This window comes from Bacillus sp. 205(2023) (assembly GCF_037027485.1).
Classification (GTDB): Bacteria; Bacillota; Bacilli; order Bacillales; family Bacillaceae; genus Bacillus; species Bacillus halotolerans.
The window spans coordinates 449,396-469,037 of sequence record NZ_JAXCHF010000001.1 but is presented as its reverse complement, the minus strand read 5'-3'; the positions used below and the strand labels follow the sequence as shown (position 1 = coordinate 469,037).

The following is a 19,642-nucleotide window of genomic DNA, read 5'->3' as shown; positions in this document are numbered from 1 at the left end:
AATTAAAGCTCTCTAAATGAGGGCTTTTTATTATGCGTCATACCGACACTTATATTGGGGAAGCTAATGAAAAAGAAGGAAGGAGATACGAAGTGAAGAAGCATTTACTTTCCTTATGTGTTTTATTATTTGCATTGACTTTTGTTCAAACAAAGACTCAAGCCCTGATATTTACAGAGTTGCCAATTAAACAAAAAACAGAACAATGGTCAGTCGAAATAACTGAAGCAAAAAATGCAAAGGAATTAGCGAGTCCAAAAAAGGGGGAATATAACGTATATTCAATGGAAATCAAAAACATAGGAGAAGCCGCAGCTACAGTGGATGTACAATTGTATAGAAATGATCCTGAGTCAACCACGAGGTTTTCACTTTTTGGCTGTCCCAATGAAAATTGTGTGAGACAGGAGGAGGATTTAATAAGCTTAGCCAAAAGTTTAAACGATGGTGCCCCGCTGAAGTTTAACCATTTTATGGTGGCTGAAAAGGCATCTGAATTAGAGGTTGTTATTATTTGGACACAAAAAGGAAAAGAAGGACGCCAATTAAAACAAACCTTTACATTCAGTTAGAAGAGGTGAATTAGACAATGTAGTGACCTACATAGGAGTTAAAATACTTGTAAGTAAACTTGTTTCCATTTGGGTTAACAGGCAGGTAATCAACACCTGATCGGTCTTAAGGCAGATATAGGCGCGCTGCGAATCACAAAGCTGAGAACAATGAAGAAAGTCTTATATGGCTGCAAAACTGAAAAGACAATGATTGGGCTGCTTTATGAGCAGCTTTTTTTATATTCTTTTTCAAGTAACATTTTGCCCATTTATTCTACTAATAAAATGAAGAAAGCGAGGGGAAACATGAGAAGCAAAAATAAAATCAAAAAATCACTACTCATTACAGCTCTATTATTGATTTGTTTAGTAACGTTCTTTGCAATGATATCAGGAGACAAAGTAAAATATGAGGGAAGCAGCAGGAACGGATTATGGGTTTCTACCATTGAAAAATCAGATAAAACTTCGATTGGCCCTAATTACTTCTTGAATTTATACTGGCAGGGGAACAAGAAAGAAGCGAAAAGAACCATTGTTGAAAAAATCATATTGTATATAGATGGTAAAAAGTACGATGACAGAGAAGATTATGATTTATCAGAGTACACAGGTGAAGAAATGCCAGGCGGAGGACAAATGGAAGACCACATTGCTACGTTTGATTTTATGCCTGAAGATGAAGTAATTGGACATGATGTAGTTGTTAAGGTGGAGTGGAAGACCGGTAGGGAGAAACACACAGATAAAATAAGATTACAAGAGAAACCATGGTATAAAAGATAAATCTGCAATGGCAAGTTTAGGGATGAACGTTCCAAAAAATAGGTCTGCTTTCAGAAACATCTGATTGATAAGTACATGTCATGATAAAGGCATGTTTTTATTCAGAGTAAATATAAAACATGCGAGTGTAGTTCCTTACCTGTACATAAAATGCTTACATTTCTTTCAAATGCTCGTAAAGCAATCTAAAGCAAACAGTACCAGATATCAAAGGGACTGCAAACAAGATTATCACTGCTATGGTCTCCCAGCCGTTAAAAAAATCGTGGTTTTTAATGAATACCTGTCCTTCTAAAATGATAAAAGTTATAATTCCTGTTAATACTAAAAAGCATGAAAACAGAATGCTCCTTGCTTTTGGTTTTAGCTTTTTAAACTCATCTTTAAAATAAATGAAAACGAGAACGAAAGAGCAAAAGGATGCTGCAGTGCTTATTACATCAATATTTTTCATGACTTTCGCAATGAAGATACATAAGATGAAAAGAAAAAATGCTAAGTTTTTAGACAAAAAATCGCTCCTTATTTTATGGCTACCCAAAAAGTTTACAAGTTTTTCACAATAAGCACAATGTGGTGTCAGTTAATTAATCTATTGGTAAACAAAATCGGTTTTTTATCTTATTGTACCATGTACTAAATATTCAATCGTTTTTTATGTGCGGGCACTAGGGAATGATGTGTAACGGAAAGACAAAACGGAACTGAAGAGAGTTTATCTGTGGTAAATCTGTTCTTCAAATCTATAAACTTGTACTGTCTTTCCGGGTCCAGTACTCTTGTGTCGCGTTGTTATATATTACCTCTAAAATGATTTGCCTTTTTTCACTGTTATAAAACATACACCAAAAAAGGAGAGATAAATGCGTAAAATCGGGATATCGGTCTTAGCGTTCTTTGCTTTTATTTCGGGCTGCAATGATAAGGAAGAAAATAAAATAAAAACGCCAAAGATGCAGAACCTTGTTGGTTTTATCCTTTTTAAGGATGAAAAGTCAGCCGTTTTTCTTGAGGGCAAACATGCTCCTGAAAAAGAGGACTTTAAATTGTCTCAAGATAGACTTATAAGAAAATATAGAAATCATGTTGTGATATTGGAATTAAGTCAAATTGAAAACAAAGAAGACCTTGTGGAAGGTAAAAAAATGAAGGTGTGGTTAAACACTCTTAAAGAATCTGATCCTCCAAAAGCAACAATTAAAAAATTCAATTGGTTATAAAGGTTGGCATCCCCGCATATGATCGCTAGCGCTAGGGCAATTTTGATATAAAACAAACTTTAAGCGTAGAGAAAATGGATTTACGATTGGAACGGTCCTGAAAAAAATCAATAAACACAGATGTTCTCTTACCACGCGCAAGAGCATGAACATCGTTTACACAATCAATTCAGCTTGTTGCTGTATAAAAAGCAGCATGATGGGCTTTAGCATAAAAAACAGCACTCACACGAAGACGTAGTGCTGTTTTAACGTTTGCAGAGCATTGCATAAAAGTGGTTATTTCCAGACTGACAAATATTTCTTTCGATATTTGCTATCTTTCTCGATCTCAATCAAGTCCATTGCTATTTCCCTAATATGCTCATCTTTATCTTCATCGTATAATTTTTTTAATCCTACAATCATATCGTAGCGAATCAATGTATAATGTTTTTCGTTTATTCCATTTTTAAAGCGATCAATAATATGAGTAAGCACCAGTTCTTTTTGTTCTGGCCCAGCTAAGCCAACCTTCCAGATTGCTTGCAAACTATGCCGAGCAGTTACAAATTTTGAATCCCTGGTCGCTTCCCATAACGCTGGAAAGTCGCGCAGCATCCGCTTATCCGGATCACTGATTGCTAAACCAGCAAGAAACTGTGCAGCTCTCGCTCGCCTGTGGTTATCCGGATCGGTTAGCCATCCTATTAATTGATCCCATACTTCATAAGCCCAGTCTACTTTTTCTTTTGTGGCGTTAATAATATTCTGAAAGGCTTCTAATTGCAGGCTTTTGTCCTTTGCTTCTAGATTTTCAAAATGAGATTTCATTATACTGTCCATTTTCGTATCACCTTAAAATGATTAGTTATGTTGATTATATCCTTTCACCTTGCGATCTTCCAATAAACATCATTACTCGCGCTAGTGAATGCTTTATGATTGTTAAATCAATTGAGATATTGTAACGCTTATCAGTTCAAAGAAGTAAACGATTAACAAACAATAACAAGATGCTTATTATTGGCCATTCTTTCTTAAATATAAATCGCTTAATAATTCTATAAAGAATAAAACAAAAATAAAGTACAAACATGAATGACAAGAGAAAAGTTGAGTCAAGCATAAATACACCACAATTTCTTTTTTAAATCTATTTTAACATAATTAGGAAAAGATTAAGATTAAATAAAAAAAGACTTTTATCTAGATTTAAAAGGAGGAAAGGGAAGGTGAAACTCAATAACGACAGTGATTTCCAAACCAATTTTGCTGACATGTTTTTAAGAAACGATTGAGGAGAGGTTTATTGCTCATATAAGTCAAAGTTGAAAATGATTGGAGTGATATTGAATTGATAAAGTTAAAGAATAAAAAAATAACTAAATGTGTTGAAAAGATCAATGGCTCTAAAGAATGCCTAATTTCGTATGGACAAATGACATTTGGCTGTGAGGTAAATACAATACAGTAAACTAGAGGAGCGAATGGAGGGTTTGATGTGTTTAGACAATATCCAGTTTGGTATACACAAACACCTTACTACCTGAATTATCATGTGCCTCAATACCAAACAATCTCTTATGATCCACAACGATGTTATCAACGTTACATGTATCAAACTGGCGGCAACTATGAGTTATGTGACAGATTATGTTATGGAGAAATACAAGTGTAAAAGAGGGGACTTTCTCCTCTTTAAAACCACATAATATAAATTAAGAATCTGATAAAAAAGGAAGTAAATTAGGATAACTCTATTTGTTAAACGATACATCTCAATTATAAATAATGATATCTCAGTTGAAGAATGTAAACCAAGTAGGAGTCAGAAAAAGCTTGCAGCTTAAAGAATTACAAAGGAAACAAGAGGACGCAGCATCGGCAATACATATGATTATAAGCTTGCTAAGAAAATAGAATGTTAACTGATGAAAAAGTTGACCAGGTCGATGATCTTCTTCATCACGCATGCTTTGGAATCAAGACCAATTAAATTCAATGGCATTTACACCATGCTTATACGAAATTCAAAGGTATGTTAAGCAAGGAAAACTACATTTAGGGGTAGACCGTAGCAATGAAACATTGGGTACCGGTCTAATGAATTCCAATACAATATATTACAGCGCTTGAATACTAAAGAAAGCGGATAAGAGCTCGGTGTCCATATCTTTAACAATAATGAGGGCTTGGTTACACACGTCCTATAGATCATCTTAATTAAGGGATCAATCCTGAAGAGAAGAACTTTATTACTTTACACACGATGATTTCGACTTGAATTAATTAATATAACACAAGCTTTCTTTTGAGACAGCAGTTTATATTATGTAGAGGAACACTGATTTGTTAAAATAAATATATCGTGACTATACCTCATTGCGAAAGGGGAATATTTATGACCAAGATAGCGATAGTTACTGGTTCCGCAGGCGGATTAGGGAGAGGGATAGCAGAGAGATTGTGCAAGGATGGTTTTAGTGTCGTTCTGCATGATATTAACGAAGAACTGCTGCATGCAACTGTATCAGACTTCAAAGAAAAAGGCTATCATGTGATCGGAGTAAAAGGGGATGTATCCAAGCGTGATGACCAATTCAATTTAGTTAAAGCAGCGGCAGATACATTTGGCCGTTTAGATGTGTTTGTAAACAATGCTGGCATTGAGGCAGTTTCTCCATTTTTAGAAATAACAGAAGAACAACTGAACCAATTGTTCAAGGTTAATGTCAATGGCGTTGTGTTTGGTACTCAAGCAGCTGCTGATCAGTTCATTAAGCAAGAAACAAAAGGCAAAATCATTAACGCATGCAGTATAGCAGGTCACGAATCATTTGAAATGCTTGGCACATATTCCTCTACGAAGCACGCAGTGAAATCTTTTACACATTCAGCTGCTAAAGAGTTAGCCAAATATCAAATAACAGTTAACGCATATTGTCCTGGTGTTGCAAAAACAAAAATGTGGGATCGCATTGATGAGGAAATGGTTAAACATAGCGATGATTTAAAACCAGGAGAAGCTTTTGAAAAATTCTCTTCAGACATTGCTCTAAAAAGATATCAAACTCCTGAAGATGTGGCCAATTTAGTCTCATTTCTAGCTTCAGATGATTCAGATTATATCACCGGTCAAGCTATTTTAACTGATGGCGGCCTGGTTTATAGATGATAGAATGTACATTAAAATAAAAGAATCCATTTTAGAAATGGATTCTTTTTGCTTGAGATGAAACCATAATGACCTAGTTGTATAATAAGAAAAGCAATTCAGAGGTCCGTGTGTTCATTAATGAAAATGGAGTGAACATGTGAAAAAATTTTTGGTCCGTAAGCATGTTCATCTTGTGCAGGAATGATATGTTTGACAAGCAACATTGTGGCGCACATGTGAGTTTTAGACACAAGCCAGACGCACAATACATAGCCATAAAGAGAGGCTTGGCGTTATGCAAGCCCTCTTTGTGTCAGTAGCCAAAAACCAATGTTGTACTTTGTGATCCGGCATATTTTGTAACAAATTCTTTTGTGTACTGCGGAGTTTGAACCCGGTAGCTGTAATTGGAGCCTGGATTCCACGTTGTCAACGGAGAGGATTGCCTGTTCAAGGATGGATAGCTTCCTGTATCCTTAAAGTATCCGGTGCCCTTGTCATCGAGGATTCCGCCTTTTTCGCTGCCTTTTCCAAAATAATTGTATTCAGAGTATATTTTTGCTTTTGTCGCGATGGTAATTGCTTGGTTAAAATTGTTGCTGTAATTGTTTTTGACATGAAAATAGCCATATCTCATCAGCCCCGGGCCTCTTACATACAAATTCTCAAAATAGTTGTTGGCGATGGTCATGTGCGGATAGCCGTCATATTGGTGCTGGGAATCATCAGGGTATCCTAAAATTAAACCGTACTTATGATTTGCGAATTTTGAGTTGCTGATGGTGATATAATCAGCTGATTTACCGATATACAACAGCTTGTCCAGGTCACTTCCGCCAGCATTATAGCTGTGTCCTGAAAATGTAACATGGTCGATCCAATAGTTGAAGCCTGAATCTAGATAAAGCTGTATATCGTTATTTCCATTAATCTGCGGGCTGTGTTCAAAGGTCAGATTTTGAAAGATGACGTTTCCGGATGAAGAAGATGTTGTTAAATAAATATTTTTCAGCGTTTTTTTAGCGTAAGAACCTACAAGTGTTTTATTTGAACCAATCGTTACCGTTGTTTTTGAAGAAGCGATTAAATCATTTTGAAGCACTAAAATTTTAGGTGTTGATCCGCTCAGATGGGTTTTTAAATCATTTAGACTTTGGATATAAACGATCTGGCCGTTTTTTCCGCCGGTTGTGCTGGCTTTAGACACTCCTTTTTCATTTTTTGCATTTCCGGCAAATCCTAAAATGCCATTCGTCGAGGTATTTGGAAAATCGACGGCGCCTAAAGCTTTTTCAGGCAAGAGAAGCAATAATAAACTTAACATGGCAAATAATAAAGAAAATCGTTTCAAAGCCACTCAGCTTCCTTTCAAATTTAAATAAATTCATATGGATTATTATTACAGTTGGACAAAAGTAAGAATAGAGTCTATATTCCTGATCAAAACCGGGATTTTATATATTTTTTGATGCAAATAAAAGAGTTACAATTGGAACAACACGAAAGGATTGATACACCATTGACTGCTTCAGCATATCGAAACACCTTGCTTTCACTCCTTTGTTTAACAGCGGGAATAGTGGATGTGATCGGCTATCTAAGCCTAGGACACGTCTTCACTGCTAATATGACCGGAAATATCGTTTTATTGGGATTAGCGATCGGAAAATCTCTTCAGGTCACTGTTTTTCATTCTCTGACTGCGCTAATCGGCTTCATATTGGGGGTGATTATTTCAACAATCATTGTTGGAAAGGCAGAGAAAACATTTTGGCCATCCGCTGTAACTAAAGCTCTGGCAATTGAAGCGTTCATTTTATTTGTTTTTGCTTGTCTTTCAATATCTCCTGCTTTCGTTCCCGTGTACATCCTTATTATCCTTTTGAGTATTGCCATGGGGATACAAACAATAGCAGCTAAACAACTGGGGATTGCAGGCATTTCTTCAACTGTTTTGACCGGAACATTGGCTTCTCTTTTAGAGGATCTTTCCGGCCGGTTGTTTTTCTCTAAACAGAATAAAACATTCTTGAGAGATGCTGTGTTAAGGGCACTGGCCATCATATTATATTGTGTGGGGGCTATTATTGTAGCTTTTGCAGAACCGCATTTTCATTACATCATTATTTGGGTTCCGATTGTGCTCATTTTAGGTATTATACTTACTGCTCTGGCCAAGTTGCAAAAAGTAAAGTGAAATTCTCCCGCTTGCGATTTCAAGCGGGGATGGGGATTTTTTGAGCTTCAGATCCCCACTATAGCTACCCATATTAATGAAACAAGAATTTTGGCTCATATGTGCATCTGAACATAAGTATTGCATAGTCGTATAAAATGCACCCTTTGATAGATATAGAATAGTGAATTAGACATAAATCAATCTATGAATCTATGTCCTCTTTCAATCCATATCGAATGAGTATTACAATGATAATGATTCTCATTCGAAATTTGGATTAGGAGGAAGTCTATGAAAAAGAAGATCAGTGCTATTATTAGCGTGGTTATGTTGATGATTCTTTGTTTTTGCCCGCAGGCTTCGGCAGCCTATAACGATTTGCACGAAGGCTATGCAACCTATACCGGATCAGGCTATTCAGGAGGGGCATTCCTTCTTGACCCCATCCCATCTGACATGGAAATTACGGCAATTAACCCAAAGGATCTTAATTACGGCGGTGTGAAAGCCGCTCTTGCCGGCTCTTATCTTGAAGTGGAAGGGCCAAAGGGGAAGACGATCGTCTATGTTACCGATCTATATCCTGAGGGTGCCCCAGGAGCCCTTGATCTTTCACCCAATGCCTTCAGCAAAATCGGTGCTATGAAAGATGGAAAAATCAAAATCAAATGGCGCGTGATCAAAGCGCCAATCACTGGCAATTTCACATACCGGATTAAAGAAGGCAGCAGCCAGTGGTGGGCGGCAATCCAAGTTAGAAATCACAAGTATCCCGTTATGAAAATGGAATACTACAAAGACGGAAAGTGGATCAACATGGAGAAAACGGACTATAATCATTTCCTCAGCACCAATTTAGGAACGGGCTCTCTTAAAGTCAGAATCACTGACATTCGAGGAAAAGTTGTAAAAGACACGATTCCAAAGCTTCCTGCAAACGGAACATCTGGGGCGTACACAGTTCCCGGGCATGTTCAGTTTCCTGAATAAAACCTTTGAAAAACGGCGGAAGATCTAAATTTTCCGCCGCTTTTTTATACGTGCAAATGATTATGAAATAAAGAATGTTATGACTTACTTATGCAAGTTGGCACAGCAACGGTAGAGGAACATTTCAAAGCTCGTCTTATTGAAAAATTCGCATTAATCTTTCGCTTGTTGTTTCTCTCCTAATGTTAATACCCATTCTCTTAAGATATGTTTTTGCACATATCTTTTTCCGTTTATTTCGATATGAGGGAGGTCTGTGAGATCCTTTGCTAAGAGTTTCGCCTCCGCTTGGGTTATTCCTAAAAAATGCCCGATGTAAAAGTGAATATCTCGTTCTTTAATCAGCATGATGTCATTTTTTTCGTTAGCTTTTGGGTTGTTAATATGCTTTAATCCTTCTCCGATAAAATATCCAGCCAATGCAATACCGATTCCTAAAAAAACGTCCATGTGTATGCCTCCATTATGTAATCGTCATGTTATACGGTCAATCTATATCATTGGTTTCATTTTTGTTGACTGTGCACACAAAAAACCGCCAGAGCAAGCTCTGGACGGTTTCTATGCTTTTTCAATCTGCACTCGGCCTGAGAAAAAAGTAGCGCCTCCGCCCATATCAGACAAGCGGTCGGGGGTCAGGGCGTTAACAAGCTGATTTTTGCCTGGTTCATCTGCCCATAACCCTTGACTGACGACAACACCGGGCAGCACTTGTTCTCCGACTGCGGCGGTTAATTCACACTCACCTCGGCTGTTCCAAATCCGTACGGCTTCACCATCAGTGAGGCCGTGTTTTTCGGCATCTATCGTGTTGATAAAGAGTTTCGGTGTCTTTTCAAGTTTGACGTGCTTTGCATTATTGGAAAACGTTGAGTTTAAGAAATTATGATTCGGTCCCGGAACATACATAAACGGGAATTCATGATCCGGCGCAAGCGACGTATGGGTCGGTAACGGCGGGAAACCGGCTTGTTTCATTTTTTCTGAATATAATTCTATTTTTCCGCTCGGTGTCGGCAATTTACCCGGAAACAGCGGCTTTTCACGCTTCGCCTTCATAAACGAACGTTCAGTAAGTGATTCATAAGTAATCTCTGCTAAATAAGGATTATCCGGATGGTGAAGCGCCTGGCGGATTAAGTCTTCATCTGAATCTTTGAGCTCCTGATCCGTAAATCCCATTGCCTCAGCTAATAACCGGAATACCTCGGTATTAGACTTACTTTCTCCGTATTTCTCAATAACCGGCTGCTGCAGCTGAATGTAATGATGCCAGTATGAGGTGTAAAAATCAGTATTTTCAAAAGCAGATGCAGCGGGCAGTACAATGTCCGCATATTTGGCCGTTTCTGTTAAAAACAAATCATGAACCACGGTGAACAAGTCATCCCGCAGGAGACCTTGTCTGACTTTGTTTGCTTCTGGCGCCACAACGGCTGGATTCGTCCCATAAATAAAGAGGGAGCGAACAGGAGGGGCTGTTTCCAGAAGAACTCTGCCCAGCTGGTTCATATTAAACGATCTCGGTGTGCGGCCTTTCAGTAAATCAGGACGCTGAAGCGCGGTGGTGTTATATTCTAAAATTCCGCTGTTATGCTTGATAGCACCGCCTCCTGTATGCATCCATTGACCGGTAATCGCCGGTAGACAGGCAATCGTTCTTACAATCATTCCGCCGTTGTCATGATGCTGAAGGCCGTTTCCGATCCTGATAAAGGAAGGGGAGGTTTCACCGTACATTTTTGCCAGCTGATAGATATCGTCGGTACTGATACCAGTGATCAGGGATACCTTTTCTGGATGATACTGTTTCACATGCTCGCGCAGTTCTTCATAGCCGACTGTATATTTTAAAAGAAACGCTTCATCGTGAAGATTTTCTTTAAATAAAATGTGCATGATGCCGAGGGCAAGCGCGCTGTCGGTACCGGGTTTTATAGGAATAAACCAATCTGCTAGACGCCCTGTCTGATTTTTATGCACATCAATCACAATAATTTTTGCGCCTTTTTTCCGTGCTTTTTGAGCGATTGTAATTTGATGCATGTTTGTGCTGACTGCGTTAATTCCCCAAAAGATAAACAGTTTCGTATGAATCGTTTCTTCAGGATCGATTCCAGCACTGACACCCATGGTATATTTATAGCCCTCTGATCCGGCTTTGCTGCAAATCGTGCGCTTAAGCTGGCTTGAGCCCAAGCGGTAAAAAAAGCGGCGGTCCATTCCTTCAGCCGTTAATTTTCCCATATTGCCGTAAAAGCTGTAAGGCAGTATGCTTTCAGCTCCTTCTTGATCAATCAGCTGTTTCCAGTTGGATGTGATGGTGTCAATCGCTTCTTCCCAAGAAATTGGTTTAAACTCTGCCTCGCCCTTCACACCTGTTCGTTTCAGCGGAGTCGTCAGCCGCTTTTCATCATAGATGCGCTCAGCCATATTTCGTACTTTGTTGCATATATTTCCGGCTGTCACGGGGTGATCAGGATCACCCTGCACTTTCACAATTTTCCCGTCTTTTTTATGTACCAGCAATCCGCACTGGTCCGGGCAGTCCAGTGAGCAAACGGATTTAAAAATGCCGTTTTGTTGAGTGGCGAACGATTTCATAGCCCAGTTCCTCTCCCTAGTTAGATATATTGTAAGAATTATAACATTTCGAATGATAACGTCAATTCTGAAAAAAGACATTGACATCAATCTGGGTCTTCTTTATGATTAACGTATTCTCAATACTGAAAATTACATACAAAACATTTTCTATCAAGAGAGGTGGAGGGACTGGCCCTATGAAACCTCGGCAACATTATTGTGCCAATTCCAGCAAGCGTCAGCTTGAAAGATAGGAAAGTAAGGTTTATACCGGCTTCTGTCTGTGGCAGAGTGCGCCTATACATGAATCTCTTTCCATCTTTGGAGAGAGATTTTTTTGTGTGAAAAATAACGATGAAAAGGATGTTTTGCATCATGACGGTTTTGATTACAGCACCGTACAACGAAGAAGGACGAAAAGAGCTTGAAGAATTGTTCGGTTCCGTTGTTTATCAGTCTTGGAAAGAAAACGGCCGGGCATACAGGGAAGATGAATTGATTCAGCTATTAAAAGGATCAAATGCGACGGGTTTGATTACTGAGCTTGATCAGGTGACAGAAAACGTGTTTGCATCAATACCGGAACTTTCATTTGTGGGAGTATGCAGGGGAATGCCTTCCAATGTTGATGTGGCAGCAGCGTCAAACAGAGACATTCCGGTTTTCTATACACCTGGGCGCAACGCACAAGCTGTTGCTGAAATGTTTATTGGAAATGTGATCTCATTTCTCCGGCATACGAATACCTCTAATCAATGGCTAAAGGATGGAAAATGGAACAGCGATTATTTGCAGGCGTATGCCAAATTCAAAGGTAATGAAATAACAGGAAAAACCGTGGGTATGGTCGGATTCGGAGCGGTTGGGCAAAGAATTGCAAAACTGCTGGCTGCGTTTGACTGCAAGGTTTTGTATTACGATCCATACGTACAGCACGATTATCCGCAATATGAAAAAGTATCTCTGGAGAAGGTATTTTCAGATAGTGATATCGTTTCTGTTCATCTGCCGCGTACAGATGATACGCTTGGCCTCATTGATCGGCCGTATTTTGACTTGATGAAAGAGAGCGCCATTTTCGTGAATACATCAAGAGCTGTCGTGGTAAACCGAGAGGATCTTTTATCTGTACTGAAAGAAAGTAAAATCAGAGGTGCGATATTAGACGTTTTTTATCATGAGCCGCCAGAGCAATCGGATTATGAATTTATTTCATTGCCTAATGTTCTGGCAACACCGCATTTAGCAGGAGCAACATTTGAAGTAGAGGATCATCACGTTACCATTCTGAACGAAGCGCTTAAAAAGTGGAAGGGTGAAAAAACTCTCAATATTCCGACTTTATATAACAAAAACGATCTTAAAGCAGAGGTGTAAAAAGGAGGGCATCAGGATGACGAAACAAAAAGGTTATCTCGTATTTGACATTGGCACTGGCAATGCAAGAGTTGCGGTCGCAAGTGTGTCGGGCAGCGTTCAAACGGTTGAACGGGAGGACATTGTATATACGACCGAGCCGCTTTACCCGGACAGCCGTTATTTTTCTCCACAGGCGCTGTGGAATCAAATCATGAGTCTGGCTAAACGTGCGATTTCTCGTTCTCATCATATTGAAATTATTGGTCTCACTTCAACAAGTCAAAGACAAGGGATCGTGCTGCTTGATCAAAATGGTGAGTCTTTCCTCGGTCTGCCCAACATTGACAATCGGGGCAGGGAGTGGGAGGAAAACATACCGAATCGGGAAGAAGTATACAGCCGAACAGGCCGTCTGCCGACTGCGCTTTTTTCAGCGCTCAAGCTTTATGGTTTAAAGCACCGGCAGCCCTCCTTATGGGAAAAAACTGCAAGCTTCACAAGCATCAGTGATTGGGTGACGTATCAGTTGAGCGGAGTATTGACATATGAACCGTCACAGGCGACGGAAACGCTGCTGTTTGATGTAAAACAAAATACATGGTCAGAAGAGATGTGCGATATATTCGGTTTCTCGCCATCTATTCTTCCGCCTCTAGTAAGAGCGGGAACAGTCATTGGATCGATAACAGATGAGTATGCGACAGAATTGGGACTATCACTTCATGCGAAGGTTATAGCGGGTGGGGGAGATACACAGCTTGCTGTCAAAAGCACTGGTGCTGCTCTGGGAGACGCAGTCATTGTATCAGGTACGACAACACCGATTACCAAAATTATTGGTGAAATTCATGAGGACAGACAAAATAAAGCCTGGCTGAACTGCCACACAGATCAAGGACAGTGGCTTGTGGAGACAAATCCCGGGGTAACGGGTCTGAATTTTCAAAAACTAAAGGATATTTTCTATCCGAATGAACCGTACGATGTGATGGAAGAAGAGATTGCTGCTCTTGCTAAGGAAGATCATGCATGTGTATCTTCCCTCGGTTCGTATTTATCGGCAGAAAAAAACGCCCTGACGAAAGGCGGCTTTCTCTTTGATGTACCGCTTTCAGCCCATTTAAGCAGAGCGCATTTTGTACGCGCGGCCTTACAGGAGATTGCATGTTCAATCAAATGGAACTTTGACATCTTAACAGAGATCACTCCGTTTGATCGTGACTATGTGTGGGGATGCGGAGGCGGATTCCAAAGCAGAGCATTTACACAATATATCGCCAATCTTCTTCAGAAAAAAATCTATGTCAAAGAAGGGTACAGTCAGGCATCAGTTGTTGGTGCTGCTGTGGTTTGCAATGAGGCCTATAGATTGACCGAAGAAATGTCTGGAAGTGTTCGGGTGATAGAACCGCAGGATTGCCGGATAGAAATGACTTTATACGAGGAGTGGAAGCAGGTCCAACGCTTCTTTTCAGGGTTAGAGCCGTCATCGGGAAACAAGGTATTAGTATAAGGCAGAATTTTCCGCCAATTGAGGAATTATACATTTTCTTACTTTAATGAGTTAATACGGTAATTGAGATAAGCATCTAAGGAGGATACAGATATGTTAGATAAAATTGGTATACCAAAGCGGCTGGCATGGGGGTTTTTAGGGGTTGTACTGTTTATGATGGGAGACGGTCTTGAACAAGGATGGCTCAGTCCTTTTCTGATTGAAAATGGGCTCACCGTTCAGCAATCCGCTTCGATTTTTAGTATATACGGCATTTCACTGGCCATCGCTTCATGGTTTTCGGGTGTGTGTCTGGAAGCATTTGGCGCAAAGCGGACGATGTTTATGGGGTTGTTGTTTTATGTGATCGGTACAGCTGCTTTTATCGTCTTCGGATTTGAACAGCTAAATCTGCCTGTCATGTATGTGACTTACTTTATTAAAGGCTTAGGATACCCGCTTTTTGCTTATTCCTTCTTGACATGGGTCATCTACAGAACACCGCAGAACAGGCTCAGCACAGCTGTCGGCTGGTTTTGGATTGCGTATTGTCTGGGCATGTTTGTTTTCGGTGCTTGGTATTCAAGTTATGCAATTAAAACGTTTGGTTATTTAAATACGCTGTGGAGTTCTATTTTCTGGGTATGCCTCGGTGCAGTCTTCGCGTTGTTTATTAATAAAGACCGGTTTGAAAAGAAGAAAAGAAAAAGATCAGAAACGGCGGAGGAGCTTTTAAAAGGGGTTACCATTCTTGTTACCAATCCGCGGGTGCTGACAGGAGGAATGATTAGAATCATCAACAGCATCGGCACATATGGTTTCCCTGTGTTTTTGCCGATGCACATGGCTCAGCATGGCATTTCAACTAATGTGTGGCTGCAGATTTGGGGAACGATTTTTCTGGGCAACATTGTATTTAACCTCATTTTTGGAATTGTCGGTGATAAATTCGGATGGAAAAACACCGTCATTTGGTTTGGAGGTGTCGGCTGCGGCATTTTCACCGTTTTATTATACTATGCGCCTGTTTTTTCAGGCGGGAATATAGCGGTTGTGAGCATCATCGGCTTTATCTGGGGCGGCTTGCTGGCAGGCTACGTGCCGATTGGTGCGATCGTGCCGACAGTTGCCGGAAAAGACAAAGGAGCCGCCATGTCCGTTTTGAACCTCGCAGCCGGTTTATCGGCATTTGTCGGACCTGCTTTAGCTTGGATGTTCATCGGACTCGTCGGTGCACAAGGCGTTGTCTGGATTTTTGCGGTGCTTTATCTTGCGAGTGCAGTCATGACGAAATGTATTAAGATACCTGAAGAAAAAGAAGTACAGAAAGAGACTTCCCCTCAATATGCATCCTGATGAAAAGCGCCCTGTTTCAGGGCGCTTTTTATGATTTTTTTCAGCAATGGTTTCAGTTACAGAGTGCCGCGCAAATGATTGTTCTGGACGGGACTTCATCATTAGGAGTCCGCTCAATAAAATAGTTTGGGCGATCGCTTCTGCATTTAAATCGCTTTTTAACACTCATGATTGTATGCCTTTTTTTAAGTGTATCTTTGCAGGGCACGGCTCAACCATTGTAGTACGATTTAAGAGTCTCCGTATTTCTCTTCAATTAGATCTTCAAAAAAAGGCTGATTTCAATGCTTTTTCTTCATCAACTATACGTTGCCGAGCCATGTTATACCTTTTTCATATTGATCAATATGTGTATGTTTTGCAAACGAGGATGTTAGTTTTTTGAAATAAAATAGACAATATGTTGACAAATCAAAACGAAGTGCTATGATGATATAGACAATAAATTGTCTTTTGTGGGAGGATTATAATGAATTTTTCTAAAGAACTAAAAGATTTATTTTTAATGCAGCAGTCTTACGCTACACTTTTTTCTGTTTTAAACAAAATTCAATCACGAGGTGATGAGTACTATGAGAGCTTAACGACTAGGCAATTTATGACGATGGTCTCCATACTGCATTTACCGGAAGAAGAAACCACTTTCAACAACATTGCCAAAAAATTAGGTACGTCGAAACAGAACATAAACAGGCTTGTCAGCAGTATTGAAAAAAGAGGATATGCCGTTACTGTGCCAAGTAAACGTGACAAGCGTGCGGTTAATGTGAAAATTACCGATTCTGGAAAACGCGTTTTAGAGGAGTGCGGTGAAAAAGCTGTGTACTTTATGGCAGATATTTTTCAGGGGTTTTCGACGGAAGAATTAGAGACACTGTGGAATTTATTGAAAAAGCTATACAGTTTTGACGGAGAAGAGCAGGATGGTTTCGAAGAAGATGCTCGTGACTTTGAAATTGAACAAGAACGTGATGATCTGAGAATAAAAATACTTCAGGAGTTCGCAAAACGGAGAATGTAAAAAGGAGATACGTATGAACAGCGTGGCATTAATAGAAAATTTGAAAAAGCAGTACACGAACAAAACTGCAGTAGACGGCATTTCATTTGAAGTAAAGGAGAGTGAAGTCCTTGGGCTTCTTGGCCCAAACGGAGCAGGAAAAAGCACAACGATTCATATTTTATCCGGAGTACTGTCGGCCACTTCCGGAAATGTTACGATATTGGGCCATAATGTAAAAAACAGCGCAAAGAAAATGAAAAAGGGCATCGGAATCGTCCCTCAAGATATCGCTATCTATGAGGATATATCTGCTGAGCAAAATGTTCGCTTTTTTGCCAGTCTATATTCTCTTAAAGGAAAAGAGCTGAAAGCCCGGGTTAAGGAGGCCTTGGAGCTTGTACAACTATATGATCGTAAAGATGATAAGCCTAAGACTTTTTCAGGCGGGATGAAAAGAAGACTAAACATTGCCTGTGCTATTGCCCATCAGCCGAAACTGATTATTATGGATGAGCCGACTGTTGGGATAGACCCTCAATCCAGAAATCACATATTGGAGTCTATTAAATTGCTTAAAGAAAAAGGAGCGAGCATCATTTACTCAACTCATTATATGGAAGAAGCGGAGGCTATTGCTGATCGGATTATGATTATGAATGAGGGAAAAATCATTGCTAACGGGACGAAAGATGAATTGTACAAAAAAGTAAATAAAGAAATGACTTACTCTTTTCAGCTGGCGAATGCAGATAAATTAAACAAAAACATTCTGATGGATATAGAAGGGGTTATAAAAGTACACTCCATAGAGGGTGAATTGAAAGTTACAGTCCGAAAGAGCCAAGATCTCCTAGGTGAAATCATAGCAGAATTAAGTGTTCAAGGATGCAGCATTCTGCATATGAGCAGTCAAGAGGCATCATTAGAAACGGTATTTTTGGAGCTGACGGGAAGAAATTTAAGAGATTAGGAGAGGCAACATGAGTTTGATAAAAGTAATGACATTTGATTTTATGAATATTTTAAGGAATCCGGTTCTCGTTTTAGCTAATACGATTTTTCCTTTCATTCTTATTGTGATCATGGGTTTTGTCACAAAAAACAGCTTTGGGGCAGATGGTATCAGTTCATACGATTATTACGGGGTGAATATGATCATTTTCTCAGCGGCTCTGATCGCAATGACCGCGTCCAACACATTTATGGAAGAAAAGGTGAAGAGAGGAAACATCCGCCTTGTATACGCACCCGTTTCGAAAACAAGTATTTATCTTTCAAAACTACTATCAACTTACATATTCAGTGTGATATTGTACAGCATGAATGTATGGACGGCCCAAACGATTTTTAAATTGAACTTTGGCGGAGAAGACCTTCCGTGTATCTTGCTTTTACTGCATGTCTTTTTGTTCTTTGGCTGCTGTTTCGGCACCATGTTTTGCTGCATTTTCAAAAATGAAGAACAGGCGAATAGTATCATGCAAATTCCAGTTGCTTTTTTTGTTTTCTTTGGAGGCGTTTTTTTCGGAATTCATAGATTTGGAGATACCGTAAATGAAATTTCCGTATTTTCTCCGGTTAAATGGGTAGCAGAATGCTCATTTCGCCTCATTTATGATCATGATTTCAGCATTTTGCTGCCTGTGGTATCCATTCTTCTCTTGGCTTCAGTCGTTTGTATTGCCGTTTCCCATGTTGTTTTTAAGCCGGAGGGATATGTATGCTGAATCTATTCCGAAATAGGTGGGAACGAATACTGGTGAAGAAAGCCATTATCATCATTGCAGTGATTATCATTCCGCTGATGGTTGGAGCAGCGATTCTTTTTTCCGGTAAACCGGTCTTAAAAGAAACCATTGCATTTGTCACGGATCAGGATGAGATGAAAAATCTACCCAAAGATCCTGCCTTTCGAGTGGTTATGGTCCATCAAAAGCCGAGGTTTTCTGATCTTGTGTTAGGAAAATATGCAGCAGTCGTAGAAAAAAATCATCAAGACTACAAGGTAACCACTTTGAAAAGTGAAGCGGATAAAAAAATGATTCGGGAGCTTTTTGAGACTGGGAAAATGCCGAACAGCTATAAAGGAGAGGATAAAATAAGGACTGAAAGAGTGACAGGCACAAATATCTTAGGTTTTATCGTAATGCTTGTTTTTATGCAAGGTGTCGCGCTCACTGCCTTGTATCCTGAAGACCGCATGCTTAAAACCTTCAGGCGGATTTTAGTGTCACCCGTAAACGAGAACAAATACCTGAGTGTTCAGTTTATCTTTACATTTTTATGTCTATACATACCAACCTATCTGGCCATTGTGATGACAACAATATTATTTCATGTGGATATTGGCTTTCGCTTGGACATTCTTGCTGAACTGCTGGCTGTTCTCGCAGTGCTTGCAGCGTCATTCGCTATTTTTATGGCCTCAGTTATGGATCGAAACTTAAGCTTGGTGACGAGCGGAATCAGTGTGGTTACGTCTGTATTGTCAGGCTGCTTTATTTCTTTTACGACTAATCTTCCCGTCTTAGATGCACTATGTGCGATTCTGCCGCAAAAAGCATTCATGACTTTTATCCATGGGATAGAAATAGGGCAGACAGTGCGGGAATTCAAATTTCAGCTTTTTTATATCTTTCTTTGGTCGGCATTATTTTATTTCTTTGGTGGCTTTATGACAAGAAGCAGGATGAAGAAAGGGATTTATTAATGGATGTCACTAGATGCATAGAGCGCTATGCATCTTTTTTATTGTTTCGTTATAGTGAGTTATTTATTCGGGAGTTTTTAAGAATGAAGTGGCATTGCTGGCACGACTACAGAACGGACATTTTACATGACAAGGCTCCGTCTTCGCCAATGCTGCGATGGAATGCGGTCTTTCTGATTTCCGCTACTGTGAATATTTTAGCTATGATATTTTGGGAGGCAATCATGAGGAGTGAAAACAGACGAGAGACTTAGAGAAGAGCAGC

General features: G+C 39.6%; 18 protein-coding genes and 1 riboswitch. Of the genes, 13 read left to right on the top strand and 5 right to left on the bottom strand.

What is annotated here, in order from left to right; translation table 11 throughout:
* Positions 1-92: 92 nt before the first annotated feature.
* Both WA325_RS01965 and WA325_RS01960 read left to right on the top strand, forming a co-directional pair.
* The gene (locus WA325_RS01965) at positions 93-572 is read left to right on the top strand and encodes a hypothetical protein (RefSeq protein ID WP_442895277.1); all 480 of its coding nucleotides are present in this window, start codon (positions 93-95) and stop codon (positions 570-572) included.
* A 288-nt stretch (positions 573-860) separates the two neighbouring features.
* Entirely contained in the window at positions 861-1,340 is a 480-nt protein-coding gene (locus WA325_RS01960; RefSeq protein ID WP_326327463.1) for a DUF4944 domain-containing protein, read from the top strand.
* Positions 1,341-1,494: 154 nt separating this feature from the next.
* On the opposite strand, the gene WA325_RS01955 is transcribed toward WA325_RS01960, so the two are convergent.
* The gene (locus WA325_RS01955; RefSeq protein ID WP_326327360.1) at positions 1,495-1,851 is read right to left on the bottom strand and encodes a YoqO family protein; all 357 of its coding nucleotides are present in this window, start codon (positions 1,849-1,851) and stop codon (positions 1,495-1,497) included.
* A 352-nt stretch (positions 1,852-2,203) separates the two neighbouring features.
* Between WA325_RS01955 and WA325_RS01950 the strand changes: the two genes are divergently transcribed.
* On the top strand, positions 2,204-2,560 hold the full coding sequence (locus WA325_RS01950; RefSeq protein WP_326327358.1) for a DUF3221 domain-containing protein: 357 nt from the start codon (positions 2,204-2,206) through the stop codon (positions 2,558-2,560).
* Between the two features lie 279 nt (positions 2,561-2,839).
* On the opposite strand, the gene WA325_RS01945 is transcribed toward WA325_RS01950, so the two are convergent.
* The gene (locus WA325_RS01945) at positions 2,840-3,385 is read right to left on the bottom strand and encodes a hypothetical protein (RefSeq protein WP_336183135.1); all 546 of its coding nucleotides are present in this window, start codon (positions 3,383-3,385) and stop codon (positions 2,840-2,842) included.
* A 1,558-nt stretch (positions 3,386-4,943) separates the two neighbouring features.
* Here WA325_RS01945 and WA325_RS01940 point away from each other — a divergent pair.
* A complete protein-coding gene (locus tag WA325_RS01940) occupies positions 4,944-5,717 on the top strand; it encodes an acetoin reductase (RefSeq protein WP_326327354.1) in 774 nt (257 codons plus the stop codon).
* 295 nt (positions 5,718-6,012) lie between these two features.
* On the opposite strand, the gene WA325_RS01935 is transcribed toward WA325_RS01940, so the two are convergent.
* Complete coding sequence (locus WA325_RS01935; protein ID WP_369810953.1) at positions 6,013-7,023, bottom strand: polysaccharide lyase family 1 protein; 1,011 nt, start codon at positions 7,021-7,023, stop codon at positions 6,013-6,015.
* 195 nt (positions 7,024-7,218) lie between these two features.
* Here WA325_RS01935 and WA325_RS01930 point away from each other — a divergent pair, with 195 nt between their 5' ends.
* Both WA325_RS01930 and WA325_RS01925 read left to right on the top strand, forming a co-directional pair.
* Positions 7,219-7,896, top strand: coding sequence for a YoaK family protein (locus WA325_RS01930; RefSeq protein ID WP_268511085.1), 678 nt, complete (start codon positions 7,219-7,221; stop codon positions 7,894-7,896).
* A 273-nt stretch (positions 7,897-8,169) separates the two neighbouring features.
* Positions 8,170-8,868 (top strand): expansin EXLX1 family cellulose-binding protein, encoded by a 699-nt coding sequence (locus tag WA325_RS01925; protein WP_202853193.1) that lies wholly within the window; start codon positions 8,170-8,172, stop codon positions 8,866-8,868.
* Positions 8,869-9,021: 153 nt separating this feature from the next.
* Here WA325_RS01925 and WA325_RS01920 read toward each other — a convergent pair whose 3' ends face one another.
* Together WA325_RS01920 and WA325_RS01915 are read right to left on the bottom strand one after the other, a co-directional pair.
* Complete coding sequence (locus WA325_RS01920) at positions 9,022-9,318, bottom strand: hypothetical protein (protein WP_059336530.1); 297 nt, start codon at positions 9,316-9,318, stop codon at positions 9,022-9,024.
* 111 nt (positions 9,319-9,429) lie between these two features.
* Positions 9,430-11,472, bottom strand: a complete 2,043-nt coding sequence (locus WA325_RS01915; protein WP_326327350.1) for a molybdopterin oxidoreductase family protein — start codon at positions 11,470-11,472, stop codon at positions 9,430-9,432.
* A 147-nt stretch (positions 11,473-11,619) separates the two neighbouring features.
* A riboswitch (SAM riboswitch) is annotated at positions 11,620-11,711 on the top strand.
* A 97-nt stretch (positions 11,712-11,808) separates the two neighbouring features.
* Between WA325_RS01915 and WA325_RS01910 the strand changes: the two genes are divergently transcribed.
* The 7 genes from WA325_RS01910 (at position 11,809) to WA325_RS01880 (ending at position 19,377) form a co-directional block, all read left to right on the top strand.
* Positions 11,809-12,831, top strand: coding sequence for a 2-hydroxyacid dehydrogenase (locus WA325_RS01910; protein WP_336183134.1), 1,023 nt, complete (start codon positions 11,809-11,811; stop codon positions 12,829-12,831).
* Positions 12,832-12,847: 16 nt separating this feature from the next.
* Positions 12,848-14,326: an FGGY-family carbohydrate kinase gene (locus WA325_RS01905; protein WP_336183133.1), complete on the top strand. Its 1,479-nt coding sequence runs from the start codon at positions 12,848-12,850 to the stop codon at positions 14,324-14,326.
* A gap of 93 nt (positions 14,327-14,419) precedes the next feature.
* Complete coding sequence (locus WA325_RS01900; protein WP_105955716.1) at positions 14,420-15,664, top strand: MFS transporter; 1,245 nt, start codon at positions 14,420-14,422, stop codon at positions 15,662-15,664.
* Positions 15,665-16,133: 469 nt separating this feature from the next.
* Positions 16,134-16,685: a MarR family winged helix-turn-helix transcriptional regulator gene (locus WA325_RS01895; protein ID WP_336183132.1), complete on the top strand. Its 552-nt coding sequence runs from the start codon at positions 16,134-16,136 to the stop codon at positions 16,683-16,685.
* Positions 16,686-16,698: 13 nt separating this feature from the next.
* Positions 16,699-17,637, top strand: coding sequence for an ABC transporter ATP-binding protein (locus tag WA325_RS01890; protein WP_202853189.1), 939 nt, complete (start codon positions 16,699-16,701; stop codon positions 17,635-17,637).
* 10 nt (positions 17,638-17,647) lie between these two features.
* Positions 17,648-18,394: an ABC transporter permease gene (locus WA325_RS01885; protein WP_336183131.1), complete on the top strand. Its 747-nt coding sequence runs from the start codon at positions 17,648-17,650 to the stop codon at positions 18,392-18,394.
* Positions 18,388-19,377 carry an ABC transporter permease gene (locus WA325_RS01880; protein ID WP_336183130.1) on the top strand — a complete coding sequence of 330 codons (990 nt, stop codon included), beginning with the start codon at positions 18,388-18,390 and terminating at the stop codon, positions 19,375-19,377. The genes WA325_RS01885 and WA325_RS01880 overlap by 7 nt, the downstream gene beginning before the upstream one ends.
* The last annotated feature ends 265 nt before the right edge of the window (positions 19,378-19,642 follow it).